This window comes from Shewanella marinintestina (genome assembly GCF_023283845.1).
Classification (GTDB): domain Bacteria; phylum Pseudomonadota; class Gammaproteobacteria; order Enterobacterales; family Shewanellaceae; genus Shewanella; species Shewanella marinintestina.
Genome location: NZ_JAKILC010000004.1, coordinates 257,028 through 275,631 on the forward strand (window position 1 = coordinate 257,028; position 18,604 = coordinate 275,631).

The 18,604-nt window shown below is 42.8% G+C and carries 14 protein-coding genes and 1 riboswitch; of the genes, 5 read left to right on the forward strand and 9 right to left on the reverse strand.

Annotation, left to right across the window (positions count from 1 at the left end; all coding sequences use genetic code 11):
* Window positions 1-65 precede the first annotated feature (65 nt).
* Both L2747_RS06455 and L2747_RS06460 read right to left on the reverse strand, forming a co-directional pair.
* A complete protein-coding gene (locus L2747_RS06455) occupies window positions 66-971 on the reverse strand; it encodes a TIR domain-containing protein (protein WP_248998257.1) in 906 nt (301 codons plus the stop codon).
* 593 nt (window positions 972-1,564) lie between these two features.
* Window positions 1,565-2,554, reverse strand: coding sequence for a class 1 fructose-bisphosphatase (locus tag L2747_RS06460; RefSeq protein ID WP_248998258.1), 990 nt, complete (start codon window positions 2,552-2,554; stop codon window positions 1,565-1,567).
* A 267-nt stretch (window positions 2,555-2,821) separates the two neighbouring features.
* On the opposite strand from L2747_RS06460, the gene L2747_RS06465 reads away from it, so the two are divergent.
* A complete protein-coding gene (locus L2747_RS06465) occupies window positions 2,822-5,062 on the forward strand; it encodes a S9 family peptidase (protein WP_248998259.1) in 2,241 nt (746 codons plus the stop codon).
* Window positions 5,063-5,515: 453 nt separating this feature from the next.
* Here the strand turns inward: L2747_RS06465 and arcA are convergent, their stop codons facing one another.
* Entirely contained in the window at window positions 5,516-6,232 is a 717-nt protein-coding gene (arcA, locus tag L2747_RS06470) for a two-component system response regulator ArcA (protein ID WP_012153996.1), read from the reverse strand.
* A 562-nt stretch (window positions 6,233-6,794) separates the two neighbouring features.
* Here arcA and L2747_RS06475 point away from each other — a divergent pair.
* The 3 genes from L2747_RS06475 (at window position 6,795) to L2747_RS06485 (ending at window position 10,231) form a co-directional block, all read left to right on the forward strand.
* Complete coding sequence (locus L2747_RS06475) at window positions 6,795-7,223, forward strand: DUF3293 domain-containing protein (RefSeq protein ID WP_248998260.1); 429 nt, start codon at window positions 6,795-6,797, stop codon at window positions 7,221-7,223.
* Window positions 7,224-7,325: 102 nt separating this feature from the next.
* Window positions 7,326-7,507, forward strand: a riboswitch (Lysine riboswitch).
* 153 nt (window positions 7,508-7,660) lie between these two features.
* Window positions 7,661-9,067, forward strand: a complete 1,407-nt coding sequence (gene lysC, locus L2747_RS06480; protein ID WP_248998261.1) for a lysine-sensitive aspartokinase 3 — start codon at window positions 7,661-7,663, stop codon at window positions 9,065-9,067.
* A gap of 57 nt (window positions 9,068-9,124) precedes the next feature.
* On the forward strand, window positions 9,125-10,231 hold the full coding sequence (locus L2747_RS06485; protein WP_248998262.1) for a succinylglutamate desuccinylase/aspartoacylase family protein: 1,107 nt from the start codon (window positions 9,125-9,127) through the stop codon (window positions 10,229-10,231).
* A 99-nt stretch (window positions 10,232-10,330) separates the two neighbouring features.
* On the opposite strand, the gene L2747_RS06490 is transcribed toward L2747_RS06485, so the two are convergent.
* From L2747_RS06490 to L2747_RS06515, 6 genes are all read right to left on the reverse strand, one after another.
* A complete protein-coding gene (locus tag L2747_RS06490) occupies window positions 10,331-13,966 on the reverse strand; it encodes a S8 family serine peptidase (RefSeq protein ID WP_248998263.1) in 3,636 nt (1,211 codons plus the stop codon).
* A 218-nt stretch (window positions 13,967-14,184) separates the two neighbouring features.
* A complete protein-coding gene (asnC, locus tag L2747_RS06495; RefSeq protein WP_012275918.1) occupies window positions 14,185-14,646 on the reverse strand; it encodes a transcriptional regulator AsnC in 462 nt (153 codons plus the stop codon).
* A gap of 342 nt (window positions 14,647-14,988) precedes the next feature.
* Window positions 14,989-15,666, reverse strand: coding sequence for a bifunctional tRNA pseudouridine(32) synthase/23S rRNA pseudouridine(746) synthase RluA (gene rluA, locus L2747_RS06500; RefSeq protein WP_248998264.1), 678 nt, complete (start codon window positions 15,664-15,666; stop codon window positions 14,989-14,991).
* Between the two features lie 114 nt (window positions 15,667-15,780).
* On the reverse strand, window positions 15,781-16,071 hold the full coding sequence (locus L2747_RS06505; RefSeq protein ID WP_248998265.1) for a hypothetical protein: 291 nt from the start codon (window positions 16,069-16,071) through the stop codon (window positions 15,781-15,783).
* Between the two features lie 23 nt (window positions 16,072-16,094).
* On the reverse strand, window positions 16,095-16,652 hold the full coding sequence (locus L2747_RS06510) for a methyltransferase domain-containing protein (protein WP_248998266.1): 558 nt from the start codon (window positions 16,650-16,652) through the stop codon (window positions 16,095-16,097).
* Window positions 16,627-17,037: a hypothetical protein gene (locus L2747_RS06515; protein ID WP_248998267.1), complete on the reverse strand. Its 411-nt coding sequence runs from the start codon at window positions 17,035-17,037 to the stop codon at window positions 16,627-16,629. The genes L2747_RS06510 and L2747_RS06515 overlap by 26 nt, the downstream gene beginning before the upstream one ends.
* A 470-nt stretch (window positions 17,038-17,507) precedes the next feature.
* On the opposite strand from L2747_RS06515, the gene L2747_RS06520 reads away from it, so the two are divergent.
* A complete protein-coding gene (locus tag L2747_RS06520) occupies window positions 17,508-18,497 on the forward strand; it encodes a 2-hydroxyacid dehydrogenase (RefSeq protein WP_248998268.1) in 990 nt (329 codons plus the stop codon).
* Window positions 18,498-18,604: the final 107 nt, after the last annotated feature.

Consider the following 18,604-nt stretch of genomic DNA (forward strand, 5'->3'; position numbering starts at 1 on the left):
TTGCGTTGCTCACCACTTAAGCGGGCGTTATAAGCCAGTAGTTAACTCCACTGGCTTAAGGTTTGTTAAACTAAGGCTGCAAGGTCTATTTCGCATCCAGCTCCTTTCATTTCTCGTGCTAGTGATAGCTTCCATGCTTCACTCTCATCGATTGGAACGTAAACCACACCACTAAAGTCATTTGGTAGCTCTATATTACCTTTCACTATAGCTGTAACTCTGCTTCTTCCTAACTTTGCGATGAAATATCCATGCTCAAAAACGACATTTTGTCTTGCTCGGAACCTTGGTTTTCTTTCGCTTGCTTTTGCACCTCTATCACATGGTGTATAAAGCACGATAGCAAAGCAAACTTGGTCAGCGTAACGTTCAATCTTTTCGATTATCGTTTGGCTCCCACTGACTTGCTCATGCAAGATAATTGGCTCTAAGCCCACTTGGGAAATAAATCTAGCTACTTTTTCTTTAGTTAGTTCATCATGACCATGAACAATAAATACTTTCTTTTTCATCGGAGGAGTTGACCAATTAAATGCTTGTGCTGAGGTTTGTTCAGTGCTTAACTTTTGCGGTTGCGGTTGCGGTTGCGGTTGCGGTTGCGGTTGCGGTTGCGGTTGCGGTTGCGGTATAGCTCCTCGGAGTCTAGTAATAATGTCTAAGCACTCTCGTTTCAAGCTCTCATTGGTATTGCCCGTGTATGAATAAGAATTTTCTTTCTCAAAATCATCCTGCTCCATAGCTGCAATGAGAAATTTCGCAATGATATCGTTGCTTTCTAATTGCCATAAGGCTCTTACTCTATTTGCTTTTGAGCCTGAGCCAAGCCTGTACTTTTCGTCATAGATCTCGATGTTTAAGTGTTCGGCAACGAATAGCTCTAGAGAGTTATTCGAAAAATTACTAAAGTAGCCTCCTTCCATGCCGAAGTAGCGTTCTAATTTCTTCTTTTCTAGTGTGGTTAAATCAGCCATGTAACAAACCAAGTAATATGCGATAAACTTGTGCATGTTACCATAAGTGATTGGTTTGCAGCGACAAATGACTTAGGTGTGTGAGGTCAGAGTAAACATTCAAATACTGAATCTAACGTCTACAGTTTAGCTTACAGAGAACACCTATTCCCCATCGGAGTTGCCGAGGTCATTGAAGATAAATATCGTGATTGAGGCATGGATGCCGGGATAGCCTTAGGTGAGCCATGGACGGCGAATATGAGGCGATAGATATTTTCGAAAATGAGTGAGGATCAACAACTTCGTCGGGGGCGTCATGGTGGATGCAAGGAGGATAAGGACGAGCAGTACTCCTTGCCCGGGTGTGGGATGGAATCCCACGACGTTTATCAAGCGCAGCTTGATTAAGTTGTTAGACGCAGTCTAACTTAAAGGTCAGGCACAGCCTGATAACAGCAAGCTCCCTGCGCCAAAAAGCTAGGTGCAAAAAAAAGCACAACCCTAACTAACATAGGATTGTGCTTTTCTTTAGATTTTCCTAGGACCTAGGACCTAGGACCTAGAATCTAGAATCTAGGGCCTATCTCAACCCCTAGAACCTATCTTGTTACTTACAAAGCTGGTTCTTCAGAATAATCCACCTGATGATACTCAAGACACGCATCCACTTCATTGGCAGAGCCAAGAATAACCGCTACACGTTGGTGAATCTCAGTTGGCTGAATATCCATAATGGTTTCATAACCCGTAGACGCTTTACCGCCTGCTTGCTCAACCAAGAATGCCATTGGGTTAGCTTCGTACATTAAACGTAGCTTGTATGGCTTTTCTGGGTTCTTGTTATCTGTTGGGTAAGTGAAGATACCGCCGCGGCAAAGTACGCGGTGTACGTCGCCCACCATGGCTGCAATCCAGCGCATGTTGAATGACTTTTCACGTGGGCCAATCTTACCTAGCAATAAATCACTGATGTAAGTCTGCATTGGTGCTTCCCAGAAGCGTTGGTTTGACATGTTAATCGCAAACTCGCCAGTGTCTTTGCTGATAGCCATCGCACCATCAGTTAGCAAAAACTCGTTAGTTTCTGGGTTTAGGGTAAATAGCTGTACGCCTTGACCTGTAGTAAGTGCAAGCATGGTTGATGGGCCGTATAGCACATAACCTGCGGCAACTTGGTTGCGACCTGCTTGTAAGAAACTGTTTTCAGTTAGCTCGCCTGCAGGCGCTGGCAATACTGAAAAGATAGTACCCACAAGTGAGTTGATATCGATGTTTGAAGAGCCATCTAGTGGGTCAAAACACACTAGGAACTCGCCGTTTGCATCGGCTTCAACTACATAGTCTTCTTCTTCAGAGGCGATACCACGTACTGTACCGTCAGCCTTTAGGGCATCTTTAAGCATATCATTGGTGATGATATCGAGTTTCTTCTGAGTCTCACCTTGAACGTTTTCTTGTTCAGTTGCGCCTAATACGCCGGCTAGTGCGCCGTGACGAACAGCGTGGCTAATCTCTTTAGAAGTATTAGCTAAGGTCAGAATAAGTTTTTCAAGAGTAGGGGAAATTGCTTGTGATGTCAGGTTTTCAGCCAGAGTTTGCATCTTGTTTCCTATACAATTTTACGTGAGTAAATTGAGTTTGAGGTCAGGACAAAAGTGTATTCTTTATTATTGACGCGATGATACCTGAGAACGCTAGTTTTTTCAGCTGTAAAGATTGGCTTTTCAACTGCTAAGAGTGATGTCATTTGAGCAATTTTTGTTTTGCTACTGATTAAGGCACAATGTAGGCGAATTTTCAGCCGAACAGTCAGTTAACTGATTCTAATTTAACTAAAGACGACTTCGGGTTTAATCCAGGGAATAATAATGAAAAAAAATTGGATGAGTTTACTGTTAGCCTCTTTGCCTTTAGTGCTTAGCTCTACAGCAGCTCAAGCATCATCACTCCCCGGTGGCACTGAGCCACTCACTATTGAGCGTATGTACGCTTCCCCAGCGCTTGCTGGTAGCAGCCCTAGAGGGCTCAAGCTATCACCGGATGGCAAGCGTGTTACCTATCTTGCTGGACGTAAAGACAATCAACATTTGTATGACTTGTGGCAGATGGATGTCGCAAGTGGTAAGCAAAGCCTGCTAATTGATGCGGATAAACTTGAAGCCGGTGAACTGTCTGACGAAGAAAAAGCTCGCCGTGAGCGTCAGCGTATTTATGGTCAAGGGATCATGGAATACTTTTGGTCTAAAGATGGCGAGGCGATTCTAATCCCTGCTGCGGGTCAGTTGTATTACTACTCGGTGGCAGATAATAAGGTCAAGTTACTGGCAACGGGTGAAGGCTTTGCTACTGATGCGAGATTGTCACCTAAAGGGCACTTCGTGTCATTTGTGCGTGAGCAAAACTTGTATGTGTTGGACTTAAAAACTCAGGACATTACTGCATTAACCACTGATGGTGGCGGCGCGATTAAAAACGCTATGGCTGAGTTTGTTGCCCAAGAAGAGATGGGTAGAATGACTGGCTACTGGTGGGCGCCGGATGAGTCGGCGATTGCCTATACTCGCATCGATGAGTCGGGCGTGGAATTGGTTACCCGCAATGAAATTTATGCCGACGGAATTAAGCTGACCGAGCAGCGTTATCCCTATGCTGGCGAGAATAACGTCAAAGTTGAGCTTGGCGTAGTGACGCTTAAAGATAAACAAGTCGCTTGGGTGGATTTAGGTAAAGACACTGATATCTACTTGCCACGGGTTAAGTGGCTGCCTGATAGCAAACATTTGTCGTATCAATGGCAGAGCCGCGATCAGCAAGCGCTCGATCTGCGCGTTGTAGCAATTGATGATATAAAAAATGATAAAGACTTAGTTAAAGAGCGCAGCGAGGCTTGGGTCAACCTTAATGACGACTTGCACTTTTTGAAGCAGCAAAAGGCATTTATCTGGGCGTCTGAACGTGATGGTTTTAACCATCTGTATTTGATTGGCTTAGACGGCAAAGTGATCCGTCAGCTAACCTCCGGTGATTGGGCGGTTGATGCGGTTGAGTATATTGATGAAAAAGCCGGTGAAGTTTACTTTACTGGCCGTAAAACCAAAGTTACTGAGAAGCAGCTTTACCGCGTCGCTTTCGCTGGTGGCAAGGTTGAAAGCATTAGCCAGCGTAGCGGCATGCATTCAACGGTATTTGCCGACAACAAACCAGTATACCTTGATTACTTCAGTAGTTTGTCACAGCCACCACAGGTGAGCTTGCATGATCAAAGCGGCAAGCGTCTCGCTTGGGTAGAGCAAAATGAGGTGAAGAAGGGACATCCTCTTTATGATTACTTTGGTTTGTGGCAAGTACCAGAGTTTGGCGAGCTAAAAGCTGAAGACGGTCAAATGCTGCAGTATCGTCTGTTCAAACCCACTAACTTCGATGCTAACAAGCAGTATCCGGTTGTGGTGCGCGTATATGGTGGCCCTCATGCACAGCTGGTAGTCAATAGCTGGAGTCATCAAGACTACTTTACTCAACACTTATTGCAGCAAGGCTATATTGTTTATCAGCTCGATAACCGCGGCTCAGCTCATCGCGGTACCAAGTTTGAATATGTGATTTACAAGCAGCTTGGTGAAGTAGAAGTGAATGATCAAAAGGTGGGCGTGGATCACCTGCGTACTCTGCCTTACGTTGATAGTGACAACATTGCTATCTATGGTCATAGCTATGGCGGCTACATGGCATTAATGAGCCTATTTAAAGCGCCAGACTACTTTAAAGCGGCAATTTCTGGTGCACCGGTATCTGACTGGTCTTTGTATGACACTCACTACACAGAGCGTTATATGGGGAATCCTAACACCAATGCTAAAGGCTATGAGGCGAGTAGTGTGCTGCCGTATGTTGGTGGCTATGAGTCAGGATTGCTGATGTACCATGGCATGGCTGACGATAACGTATTATTTGAAAACAGTACTCGGGTTTACAAGGCGTTGCAGGATGAAGGCAAGTTGTTCCAGATGATCGATTATCCAGGCTCTAAGCACTCGATGCGTGGTGAAAAGGTGCGAGTGCACTTATATCGCTCGTTAGCTGACTTTTTAGACCGAAATCTAAAGCACTAATTTGAATGTTTTTTTATTAATATAAAGGGCTTAGTCGACAGTTTATTAGTTTACTTGGCTGTCGAAATTAGTTTAATGCACACTTGGCTAGACGGTATCATTAATTTTACTTAACCGTCTAAGCTAAGTTTGTTATTTCGCTTAAAGAGGCTTTTTATAAGAGCCTTATGGATTGGTCTGCTAAGCTATTATGGCTAAGCCAATACTTATAGTACTTTTGAATAAGCTAAATAAATTGGACTATTACTTTTTAGGTATATATTAATTTAAGGTTTATCTTAAACAAATATTAATCTTATTGAGGTTTAAGCAAGCTCTGATAATAACAATTGTAGCTGCAAATATAACAACAGCATCGCTGCCGAAATATAAATATCAGCCATAAAAAAAGCCAGTCAATCGACTGGCTTTTCAGTTTATACTGAGAAATAGTATAAGTTGTGGGACTTGGAATTAATCTTCCAAGCTACCACAGAAACGGTAACCTTCACCGTGAATAGTTGCGATGATTTCTGGCGTATCTGGTAAGCTTTCGAAGTGCTTACGAATACGACGGATTGTTACGTCAACTGTACGGTCATGTGGCTTAAGCTCGCGGCCAGTCATCTTCATTAGAAGGTCTGCGCGGCTTAGGATCTTACCTGGGTTCTCTACAAAGTGAAGCATCGCGCGGAATTCGCTGCGTGGTAGCTTGTACGACTCACCTTGTGGGCTTACTAGAGAGCGACTGTTGATTTCAAGGCTCCAACCGTTGAAACGGTAGAACTCAACTGCACTTTTCTCTTCTGAATCTGTACCAGTGCTATTAACGCGAGTTAATAGGTTACGAGCACGGATTGTCAATTCACGTGGATTGAATGGCTTAGTGATATAATCATCAGCACCAATTTCAAGACCCAAGATCTTATCAACTTCGTTATCACGGCCAGTTAGGAAGATTAGACCGATGTTATTAATTTCACGAAGTTCACGAGCTAATAAAAGGCCGTTTTTACCTGGTAAGTTAATATCCATAACTACCAAGTTAACTTTGTTGTCTTGCATAGCCTTATGCATTTCAGCGCCGTCATTGGCTTCAGTTACCACATATCCTTCTGCTTCAAAAATACTTCTAAGTGTGTTTCTTGTTACTGCTTCATCTTCAACAATCAGAATGTGCGGGTTTTGCATATTAATTACCTAATTTCTGTCAATTCTAACCATGAGTATAAAAAGGTTATACTCCATCTAGTTATGCTGATAATTCACTGATACACGTAGGTGCTTTCAAATTTGGTTCGAAACAGCAACACACTGCATGCGCTAGCAAAGTATGGGTATCTCACATATGGAAAAACGTGAACTGTTTAAACTTTGATTAACAATAGTAGAAAAAGTTTCCTTAGCTACCGTTTTTTATCAAGTTTAAATGTTAAATCAACAATAGTTCACATTTGATACAGCTGTGTGGATTACTCTTCTGTCTGTTTCTGGTATGTGTAACAAAATGTGTTCGTTACATGTATCAGAGTGAGCTAATCAACAAGCCTTATTGTACTCGTTTTAGGCATTTGTTAACAAATGAAATGTTAACAAAATTCCTCGACGATATGATTTAGATCACTATTGCAAAACTATCTATTTGATTTTATTAGTTTTGGTAAAATCTCTTTCTGTGATCTATATCACTGGACTGGGAAGCGCTAACGAGTTTGCTATAATAATCGCACCTAAAACGGAGAATTTGTTAGCAATGAATAACTCAGTCGACAGCCTCTGGCATTACTATCAACAAACAGAGTTTCTCTTTACTCAAATGTTATCTACGCAATTATCCTTCGCTATTATCACCGCTTATAACCCGAAAGGAGAGTTGCTGTCTCCTTGCCAAAATGGGCTGTTAGATCGCAAGTTGCAACATGAAATAAACAGATTAGGCCTACCTTATCGCGCGATGATCGGTGCTTCTCAAGATCGTTCTCATATGGAAAAAAGTTGGGCTGTTTCGACTGATAAAGCATCGGCAGTCAGACTAGGTTGTTTGTTTAATCAGAACGCTATCTTTTATATAGAAGCAGATACTTTGCAGCTAGTGCCATGTCTAATGTCGAGAGAGGAAACCTCACTCGGTGCGTTTTCTTCAAGGGTGGATTGGGTGTTAGATCTGCCAGATATTGCTTAAAACTAAATCAAATTAGATTTCCGTTGACTTGATTGGTTAAATTTTGATATTTTTCAGATTCTTGTTTTTGTATACAAAGCAAACATAGCTAGTATAAAAAATGAGTGCAGAAGAGGAGCGCTAACTAGGTAGTAAGTTTTAGGGGCCAAACCCGTTGATAACTTATGAGGGAGATTAGCGCCGAGATATTCATAGCAAATTTGGTTGTGCTTGAATGTTGGTCGTGCAGGCTGAATCCTGGCGATTGTCACCGATATTTATTATGGTGGAGAGCTTCTGGTGACGATCGCTGTTTCCCATCTTTTGGGGTGCATATCATAGCACCAGGCTCTTCGAACGAAGTTAGTTCGGAGCTTATTCATGTTAGTTGTTCAAAAAAACACTCATTTTTACCCGTGTCAGCCTTACCTTTTGTTAGCAAATGAGGGGGGCTCGTTATGTCTGTAATTCCAAATTCTACAGCCAGTTCAACAGAAGCACTGGCAGATATTCCTTTACTGCGAGTTGCCAAATTTGGTGGTACATCGGTTGCCGATTATGAAGCTATGCAGCGCTGTGCCGATATTATTATCAGTAACCCACAAACACGAGTGGTGGTGGTAAGCGCTTCAAGCGGTGTCACTAATAAGTTAGTAGCGTTAACCCAAGAAGAAACCAGCTCGGAACAGTCGAAAGCTTTAATTAAAAGTATTGCCTCAATTCAATATCAGATCCTCGATAGATTAGGCAATCCTAGTGATGTTGCTGCGCAAATTGATAAAGTACTTAGCCATATCGCTACGTTAAGCGAGCGTCTTAAGTTGACGCGAAGCAAAGCGGTGATGGATGAGTTATTGTCTCAAGGCGAGATGTGTTCATCAGTCTTTTTTGCTGCGGTCCTTAGAGACAAAGGAGCCTGCTCTGCAGCATTTGATGTTCGCCAAGTACTGCGTACAGACAGTCATCATGGGCGTGCAGAACCGCAAATTGAGCTGATAGCAGAGCTTACAGCTGCACATTTACAGCCATTACTTACGGAACAAGTGATTGTCACGCAGGGTTTTGTTGGCGCCGACAGCGAAGGTAATACCACGACTTTAGGTCGTGGAGGTAGTGATTACTCTGCAGCTTTATTGGCAGAAGCCTTGCAGGCTAATGCAGTTGAGATCTGGACCGATGTGGCAGGCATTTATACCACTGACCCAAGACTTGCACCTAACGCTACGCCGATTGCTGAAATCAGTTTCAATGAAGCGGCTGAGATGGCGACTTTTGGCGCTAAGGTTTTACACCCTGCAACTATATTGCCGGCGGTTAGACAAAAGATTCAGGTGTTTGTTGGCTCAAGTTGGGCGCCAGAACAAGGTGGCACTTGGATCCGTCACAAGGTATCTAGCGAACCTGTATATCGCGCTGTAGCACTACGACGCGACCAAACTTTGCTAAACCTTCATAGCTTACAGATGTTACATGCCCAAGGTTTCTTAGCTGAGACTTTCGCCACTTTAGCTAAGCATAAGATCAGTGTTGATTTGATCACTACATCAGAGGTGAATGTTGCACTTACTCTAGATAAAACAGGCTCAGACTCAAGTGGCCAAGGCTTGCTGAGCGAGGCTCTGTTACAAGAGCTATCACAACATTGCCGAGTACGAGTGGAAGAGAATTTAGCACTAGTTGCGGTGATTGGTAACAATATTGCCTCTACAGCTGGCGTATGCCGCCGGGTTTTTGAAGTGTTAGAAGCCTACAATGTGCGCATGATTTGCCAAGGAGCAAGCCCACATAACTTGTGTATTTTGGTCGATGAATCGGAAGCGGGCAATGTGATCCGAGCACTTCATGAGAACTTATTTGAAGCTTGATATGTAATGCATAATCTAGGTTTACATGAGCCTAGCAGATGAGGAAGTTGATATTTTATGAGCTTTACCCAGTCACACCTTAAGGTGGGTGAATTGGCAACCGGGCAGGAACTTACTGTTCCGGTTTATCGTATCGAAGCCACATGCAACAATGCGCCAAAGGTGTTTATTCAAGCGAATGTTCACGGTGCTGAAGTACAAGGTAATGCGGTTATTTTTCAATTGATGAAACGATTGGAAACTATGGATGTAAAAGGTGAGGTAACTTTGCTGCCTTTAGCTAATCCGTTGGGGATTAACCAAAAGAGTGGTGAGTTTACTTTAGGCCGTTTTGATCCGATAACCGGAGTTAATTGGAACCGTGAGTACCTTGATCATAAGGTGAATATAGCGGCTTGGTATCAACTACATCTCCATCTTGATGACGCTGCATTAGTACAAGCCTATCGTTTGTATTTAATTGAGTCTTGTCAGACGACATTAGCTAATGAGTGGGGAGTGACAACAGGCAAGCGCTTAGCTGTCACTTTACAATCATTAGCCCATAAAGCGGATATTGTGATTGATCTGCATACCGGCCCAAAATCTTGCAAACATATGTATTGTCCAGAATATGATATGGCCTCTGCATCGTTTTTCTCTATCCCTTTTTCATTGGTGATCCCTAATGATTTTGGCGGTGCGATGGATGAAGCAGCTTTTTGCCCATGGTGGCAACTTTCCGATTATCTCGAAACTCAAGGGCGCAGCTTGAAGGTACCTGTTGCTGCATTTACCCTGGAGCTTGGCAGTCAAGAATTAATTGATATGGATGATGCTGCGAGTGATGCGATGGGGATCTTAGCCTACCTAAGCCATAGAGGAGTGATTGCTGACAAGGTCGAGCCTGCCAAGATGGCAAGACATGGCTGTTATCTAAAAGATTATAAAAAGTATCACGCACCCAAGGCTGGCTTAGTTGAGTATCAAGCAAAGCTGGGTCATATGCTTGATGCCGGCAAACCGTTAGCAAATATTCTAAGACTAGATAGATACGGAACTGATGAAGAGTTTACCAAGCTGACATTGGCTCAAGACTGTGTGCCTATCCTTCATTTTGCCTCTGCTTCTGTCTATCAAGGGACCGAGCTTTACAAGGTAATGACCAACCTTTTTGAGCTTTAGTCTTTAGAAGTACCAAATAATATTACAGATTTAATCGAACAAATAAAAAAGGGAGCCATAGGCTCCCTTTTTCTATTGCGAATTAACGCTTATTTATACTTACTTATTGCGACGACGTAAGCCTGCAAATGGTAGAAGAACTAGTGCTAACCATCCTAATGAACCACCACCTGAAGATTTCTCTTCCTTAGCAGTTACAGCGATAGTTGCGCTACCCGCTTCACTTTCTGCACGGCCATCAGATGCAACAACTGAGAACACATAATCGTTTGTGCCTGCAGGTGCTGTAAATACGATAGATGAACCGCCATTAGTGAAGCTAACGCTTGGGCCTGATGTTTGAGTCCAAGTGTAAGTTAGCTCATCACCGTCAGCGTCTTTACCGTTAGCTTTTGCTGTAACTACAAAGCCTTCAGTACTTGTCATGCCTGATGGAGAAACCGTTGGTACAGTGTTGTTAATCTCAACAGTAACTGTTGCAGCTTCAGAACGGTTACCCATAGTGTCAATTGCTACCACTTCTGCAACCATTGACTCGCTTTGCTGATCAATAACTGCATCTTCGCTTAGCTTAACAGTACCGTCTTTTTCGATTACCAACATGTTGTTGTTGCTGCTGATTACCACAAACTCAGAGAATGGGCTTGTTAGCATATCTGGGTCAGTAGCCATTAGCATACCAAGCTCAGTGCCTGCTTCAGCGCCTTTATCTACAGATAGCATAGTATCTTCAACAGTCGGTGCAGAGTTACCTTCATCGGTAGTGTTTGCCGTAATAGACATTGAACCGTTGTCAGATAGGAAGATGTAACCATTTGCGTTAGCGCCAACTTCAGCTTGCAGAGTCGCACTCTCGCCTGGCTCAAGCTCAGTCACTTCTACGCCATCTTCATCAACAAGGATTGCACTTGTACCTGAACCATCTAGCATCAGTGTTGCTACAACTTCATCACCAGTACCTGTTGATGTTGGAGCCCAATCACTTTCTTCTACGCGGTAACGAACAGTCACATCACTGCCTAGATCCGCTGCAGTTAGGTTCATATCTTCAAAACATGCTTTAACAGTAACAAAGTCATTACCCGTTACGTGGAAAGCTGGCTGAAGTGTACCGCTAGCAGTGCCATATGTTTTAACAAAACCATATAGTGCACGTGGATAGCCATCATTGAACCAATTTAGGTTAACCGTTGTTGCTGTGTAGTCCCACACGCCATCGTTGTTAGTATCGAAATCAACATTGTAGCTTGCTACGAACGTATGAACGATAGGGTCACGCATTTGGAATGTGTTGTAGATAGCAATACCTTCACCACAAGAACTGCTGCCTAATAGCTCACTTGAAGCATTAAGTAAGTCGTGACGTAGTGAGTTATCTACAGGGCTTGATGCAGTAAGTGGAGCAGTAAATGGATCTGAAATAGCAACTGCACCAGAGTTTGTTAAGGTGCGAACTATTCCATCTTCAGTTACTTCAGTCATTACTGATGCGGCAGCGGTTGCTTTAGGAAGAATATGGTAAACCATATGTAGAGCAACTTCTTCGCCTTCCATAAACTTAATTGCACCGTCGTATTCAGAAAGCGTTAATGCTTCTGATGCTTCAGTTGCAGTGCCATCTAGCTCATAAGAGGACGTTAGTGTCCACTCTGGAAGCTTAGTTGGGTCAATCGTTACAGTCACATCGAAGTCAGCTGTTTGGCCTGCCGCAATTGTCACAGTTTCAGGCATTTCAAAGCTTACCGCTGCAGATGTTTCATCGTTTTCGAAACGTTGCTTAGCAGCTAGTGTGTAAGTCTTTTCTTCAGCAGAGAAGTTCTTAACTGTTACTGTTTTAGTCATTGAAACAGTTTGGTCTGTTGCGACTAGACCAAATGCCAATGCTGCTTGCTGTGTGTCTTTATTCCAAGCGATAGCTGGAAGGCTCACAGCTTTTTCAACATCAACTAGACCTGAACCAATGTAGCTAATTGGTGCTAGTTCAGCGTCTGGGTTTAGACCTTTTGGATCTAAAGTAACGTCAAGGTTTGCAGAGTTCATCATTGTTGCTTTGATTTCCATAGCATTACGCTCTGGAAGTGCTTCGCGAACAATACTCATTGCACCCGCAGTGATTGGGCTTGAGAATGAAGTACCACTGATTGGAGATAGTGCATCACCACCACCTGGGTAAGCCGTTAAGATAGCTGTACCTGGAGCAGTAATTTCTGGCTTCAAGGTACCCGCAATTGATGGGCCGCGAGAAGTAAAGGTAGCAATTGCGCCTGCTGTTGTTACTTCTTCTGAAGTTACGTTATAAGCAACTGGACCGTCGACTAGACCGGCTTTAATTACGTCACCGTCTTCTTTTGAAATCATTACCGATGGAATGGTTACAGCAGGATCTGAACCACCCATGTTGAACGCACCGTCATCAGGCTTGTTGTTTGCAACAATGACAAACACCGCGCCTTTTTCTTGGGCGTGAAGAACCTTAGATGTGAAGTTACAAGCACCACGGTCAATGATTACGGCCTGACCTTTAAAGTCTGTTCCATCTGCAAATGGGTCACAACCATTTTGGTTGTCAGTTGGGTAAATGAGAGGCGCTTTAGTATCGTCAAACATAAACTCGTTGGTTGTGTTAAAACCAGCGCCAAATGCTTCAACAGTTTCACCAGCAAATGATGAATCAAGCTTACCAGCTTTTGTCGTTGGGTGAGTCATAGCACCAACTGATAACGCGTTGTTTGATGTGCTTGGGCCGCCAACAACAAACGGGGTAGGGCCGTCATTACCCGCAGAAATAGCTAAGTTAACGCCAAGCTCTGCCATCTCATCTAGCATTTCTTGAACAGCGCCACCTTTAATATCACCGAAATCACCACCTAGTGACATGTTTACTGTATCTACACGATCGCTGATATCGCCATCGCCATTCGGATCCATTGAAGCTTCAAGTGCTAATAACTGAGCTAGCCCAGGACAACCTGAGTTACATACTGAATAGACAAAAAGTTCTACATCTGGAGCCACACCAACCACTGAGTGACTTACATGAGTACCGTGATTAGTATTAACATCGATTGGGTTCGGATCGTCATTGATAAAGTCATAACCACCAATGATTTTACCTTGAGGCCAGTTTGGTGCCTCAGCTTGCATTGCCACTGCGGCATCGTAATCAGCTTTATCGCCGCTACCACCTAGTGCTTTATGAGTGTAATCAACACCTGTATCTAATACGGCAACACGTTGGCCTTTACCTGATGCTACACCGGCTTCAATCACAGCTTTAGCTTTAATGTATTCAGCGCTGTCATCAACATGTAGTTCGTAATCGTAAATAGGAAGAATGTCGGCAACATCTGGGTTGGCTAGCATTGCAGCGAGTGCATATTTGTCTGCTTCAACAATAATCGAGTTAACTAGATTTGAGGTTGTTGCTAAAACGTTAACGTTTGCATCCATTGAGTTGAGGCTAGCTTGTACACGTTCTTGTGAATTAGCAATGCCGCTTACTGCAGATGATTGATTAAAACCGAAAGTGCGGCTTTGCTCTGAAATTGATTGAGTATTTAGTTTTAGCATCCAAGCTACAGGTGTCTTAGCTTGCATTTCTTTGTTCAGGCTAACGTTAAAGCCTTGATATTCATCGTTTGTTTGATTGGTAGTATTATACTTTTCAATTGACCCTGCATAGGCCGTTGATGAAATTAGCGCTGCCGAAATGGCAATAGATAGTTTTGTTTTCACAACTTTATTCCTTGTCAATTTGCCGTAACCTACTTGGGTTAAGGTCATTCTTTGTTATTTTCTTGCTATTCTTTTATTCCCACACTATGGCGGTTGACAAAGTTGTAACACAAAAGTTGTGTATTGATAACAAAAGTATCAAAAAAAAGCAGATGTTTAGTTTTTTCCGATACTTTCTGGAATGAATAACTATTGGTTATTTTATATTCTTTTTGGTTTTAAGGTTTGACCGCACGTACAATAGGGTTCTGCAAACTAATGAGTGTTTCTGTGGACTGAATTTCATCGATAGATTGAATGCGATTAATCAAAACATGCTGCAAGCCATCAATAGATTGGCACATTACCTTTACAAAAACGCTGTAGTTGCCCGTAGTATAATAAGCTTCAACCACCTCTTCTAAAGCATTCAGTTTCGAAATTGCTGCAGGATAATCCCCTGCGCTTTTTAAATTAATACCGATGAAACAACAAACGTCATAGCCTAGTGCTTTTGGGTTAACGGTAATTTGTGCGCCAGTGATAATGCCTGCTTGCTTCATTTTTTCTACGCGAACATGAATTGTCCCCGCACTCACACCGAAACGTTTAGCGAGCTCAGCGAAAGGTGTTCTCGCTTCTTTCATTAAGGCAGATAGAATTTGGTTATCGAGTGAATCTCTTTGAAATGGAGCTTCCATAATAAATGTGTCATTTGTTTATTGGTTAGATAAGTAATTTACGTATTTTTTGAGGAATGTTCTACTGATTTAGTGAGTATCTTTATGCTTTTTCATAATAACTAGGTGTTAATAAGCTTATATCACTATGATTGCTGATAGAGTTTTAGTACTGAAAGCCGAGTGTGGATGAAATTTATGCAAGGTTTGTTTGGTATAAAGGTAGTAAATGCAGGCAGGTTTTATAGTTGAAAAGCATTAGTGCACTTTCTGGAGTGAGTACTTTTAGTTAAACCATAGGTGGAGGCGAATTAAATTAGTCTACACCTGTGGTTTTAGCGCTCGATTTTAGTGCTTTGGGTGTTATTGCTCACCTTCGGCAAGTATAAATGGCACATCACAACTAAAGGTCATAGGCTCTTTAGTGTAAGGGTGAGTAATCGTTAGCGACTGGGCATGCAATAGTAAGCGTGGTGCTAACCGCTTAGCTAATGGATCCGCATAAAAATTATCACCAAGAATAGGGTGGCCTAATGCCATCATATGTACCCTTAACTGGTGAGAACGACCTGTAATGGGGGTCAGCTTAACGAGTGTTGAACGTTTGCCATAGCTAACCACTTCATAATGAGTTTGCGAGGCTTTACCTATCTTATGGTCGACTTTTTGTTTTGGACGGTTTGGCCAATCACATATAAGTGGCAAGTTAACCGTACCATGAGACTCTTTTACATGACCAGCAACGCGAGCATAGTAGGTTTTCTGGGTTTCTCTATCTCTAAATTGGCGTTTTAGTTCTGACTCGGCACTGCGTATTAACGCCACCACGATTACGCCTGAAGTCGCCATATCTAAGCGATGTACAATTTTCGCATGGGGAAACTCTGCGAGGACTCGGCTATAGGTACTATCGGCGTGCGCCGGATCTCTGCCCGGTACAGACAATAGGCCTGATGGCTTATTGACGACCATAATATCTTTATCTTGATGGAGTATTTCAAGCCAAGGTGTAGTCGGAGGAGAGTAGACGAAATCAGTCATTATGAAACCTTATTAAAATTGCGCGGCAAAGATACCTCTTAGGTCGTTGTCCATGCAAGCAGATTTCATCGCATCTCCCTTTGAAGCTATAAATTCCTTGCTTGGCTAGCTGTTTTACGAAAAGCTATTACCGTTGACATGCATAATGGCAAAGGTCCAAACCACAAAAGCTAGCGCTGAGTGGATTAAGGCGTAAAACGACTGATCGAGACGCCCCATGCTTCTGGCATCCCAAATGAGTAGGCCATGCAGCAAGATGACGATAGGAAATAGTGCTAATAGTGGGTAGAGGCTTAGTACGCTAGCATCACCGAAAATGAGTCTGCTCAGTAGGGCCCACACAACCATAAAACCAGTGATTATCGGTGGCATTGCGACGCGATATTGCTCAGGGTATGGAAACATACTTGGCCTCTACTTAGTCCTGTTTACCCCAACGGTTTTTGCGCAATGATTTGCGCTTTATAACTAGCGTTAGGTAATTCTCCGAATAGATCTTCAGAGTAATGGAGACAGAGCCAGTTAGCAAATAATGCCTTTAATTCACCCTGTTTCAACAAAAAGTCAGGATTACGTGGTCGACCGATTTCAGCTTGTTGTTCGGTGAAGGTCTCGTAAATAATCAGCCCACCCGGCTTGACGGATTTGACTATTTGGCCAAACAAAGGACGATGCAGGTAGTTAAAAACCAACACAACATCATAGTGATTTTCAGGTAGAGAAGGGGCGCTGCCATTTTCGAGATCCCACTCTAGGCGCTCAATGTTGGTAGATTCATTTACGGCTATAACATCAAGGCCACTGAGATCTCTATCGAGATAACTGACATCTAAGCCCTTATCGGTAAACCATTGGCCATTGCGGCCGCTACCACAAGCAAGATCTAACACCTTGCTTTGAGGTGTTAGATAATTATTGAGTTGTGCAAATTGGGATATGAGTTGCGCGCTATTGCACTGACTAGCCTTTAACTTCTTTTCTGCCATCTATTCTGCGTCCGTGTACTACTGAGAAGTGTCTAAGCCCTGCTGGGCCATGAGATACAACGACAGATAGTAACACGACAAAAATTAGCAATTCTGGTTTATATGCGGCAAATGGAATAAACAAAGTCAGTAGACCTAATTTTGCAATTGTAAGCACTCCTTTTAATTGGATTAGCCAGCGCCAGTCGCGGACGATTTCCCACAGCATCATGGCCGATCCCGTCACCATCGCCATAATCCAATAAGTTAGCCACTTTTCTTGCGGCACATGCAACAAAATGCCACCGCCTGCACCTGTTATACCTAATATATGTAAAGCACGCAGCGCAGTCTTAGAAAAACGTTGCAGCATAAATTGTTTTTCTGTGAGTTCTTTTCTAGCCATATATAAAGAGTCTTGTGCTATTAGCGGTGAGCAAATTTTATCAGGAAATCCCTATTTGAAAAGCGCTGATAGCTCACAAGCTTAAACATGCAAAGATATTTACGATTGAAGCTTGGCTAATTGGGGACAAAATCGCCTTTTCATCGGTGTTTCAGGCTGATTTTGTGAGTCAGTTATCTGTACCTCTTTATGTATAGTGGTATGTTACTCGATATTAGCTTACTCCTGCTGTGCTTGGTCAATTATGCTCAACCAAGTACAACGTTGATTTGAATTTATCTTGAGAATGTATCCTTCTTATATAAGACAAGTTCAGAATTAAGCTGGAAAGCGAGCTGTCAGGAGCTCGCTTTTTCTTTCTGCAAAACAATCGCTATCAATGAGGCATAGATCAATTGCCCTCACGACAAACCTGCTAATATCACATACACTGTGCAAGTTTTCTCCCTCATTTAGTTAAGGTAGCTCCCATGAAAATAGGCTTTTTTAGCGCCAAACACTATGATATGCAGCATTTCGATCGAACCAATACTGCATTTGGTGCCAGCATAGAGTATTTCGATTACCGTCTATGTATGCAGTCAGTCAAGTTAGCGGAAGGGTTTGAGGTCATTTGTGCCTTTGTAAATGATTCTTTGTGTGAAGAGGTTCTCGTAGAGTTAGCCAAAGGCGGCACAAAAGTCATCGCTATGCGCTGCGCGGGATTTAATAACGTTGATCTGGCTGCTGCTGAACGTTTAGGCATGAAAGTGGTTAATGTGCCGGCATATTCTCCTGAGTCAGTTGCCGAGCACACTGTGGCATTGATGCTGACCTTAAACCGTAAAATACATAAAGCATATCAACGTACTCGTGATGCTAACTTTTCACTTGAGGGGCTAGTGGGCTTTAACATGTTTGGTCGCACTGTAGGTGTGATTGGCACGGGTAAAATTGGTCTTGCGACGATTAAAATATTGCAGGGGTTTGGCTGTAAAGTTGTAGCTCATGATCCTTACCCCAATCAGGATGTTATTGATCTCGGCGTTGAGTATTTATCGCTGGAGCAGTTATACCCAATTTGTGATGTGATTAGCTTGCATTGCCCGCTGACCAAAGATAATCACCATTTACTTAGCGCTGGTAGCTTTGCCAAGATGAAACCTGGTGTAATGGTCATTAATACCAGCCGAGGTGGTTTGCTTAATGCACTTGATGCAATGGAAGCGTTAAAAACCGGTCACTTAGGCTCATTAGGTTTAGACGTTTACGAGAACGAGAAAGAGCTGTTCTTTGAAGATAAATCGAGTGAAATTATTCAAGATGATGTGTTTAGGCGTTTATCAGCTTGTCATAATGTGATTTTTACTGGTCACCAAGCGTTTTTAACTGAAGAGGCCCTTGGCGCAATAGCGCACACCACACTGAGTAATGTAAAGCAGTTGCTCGCCGGTGAACATTGCCCTAATGAGCTGTATTAATTTTTTATCGCGTTAATGGTTATAAATAAGCAGTAGTCTCTTTAGTGTTAAACACTTAAGTACTACTGCTTTTTTTATCGCAAATACTTACCAGCTATTTTAATCTA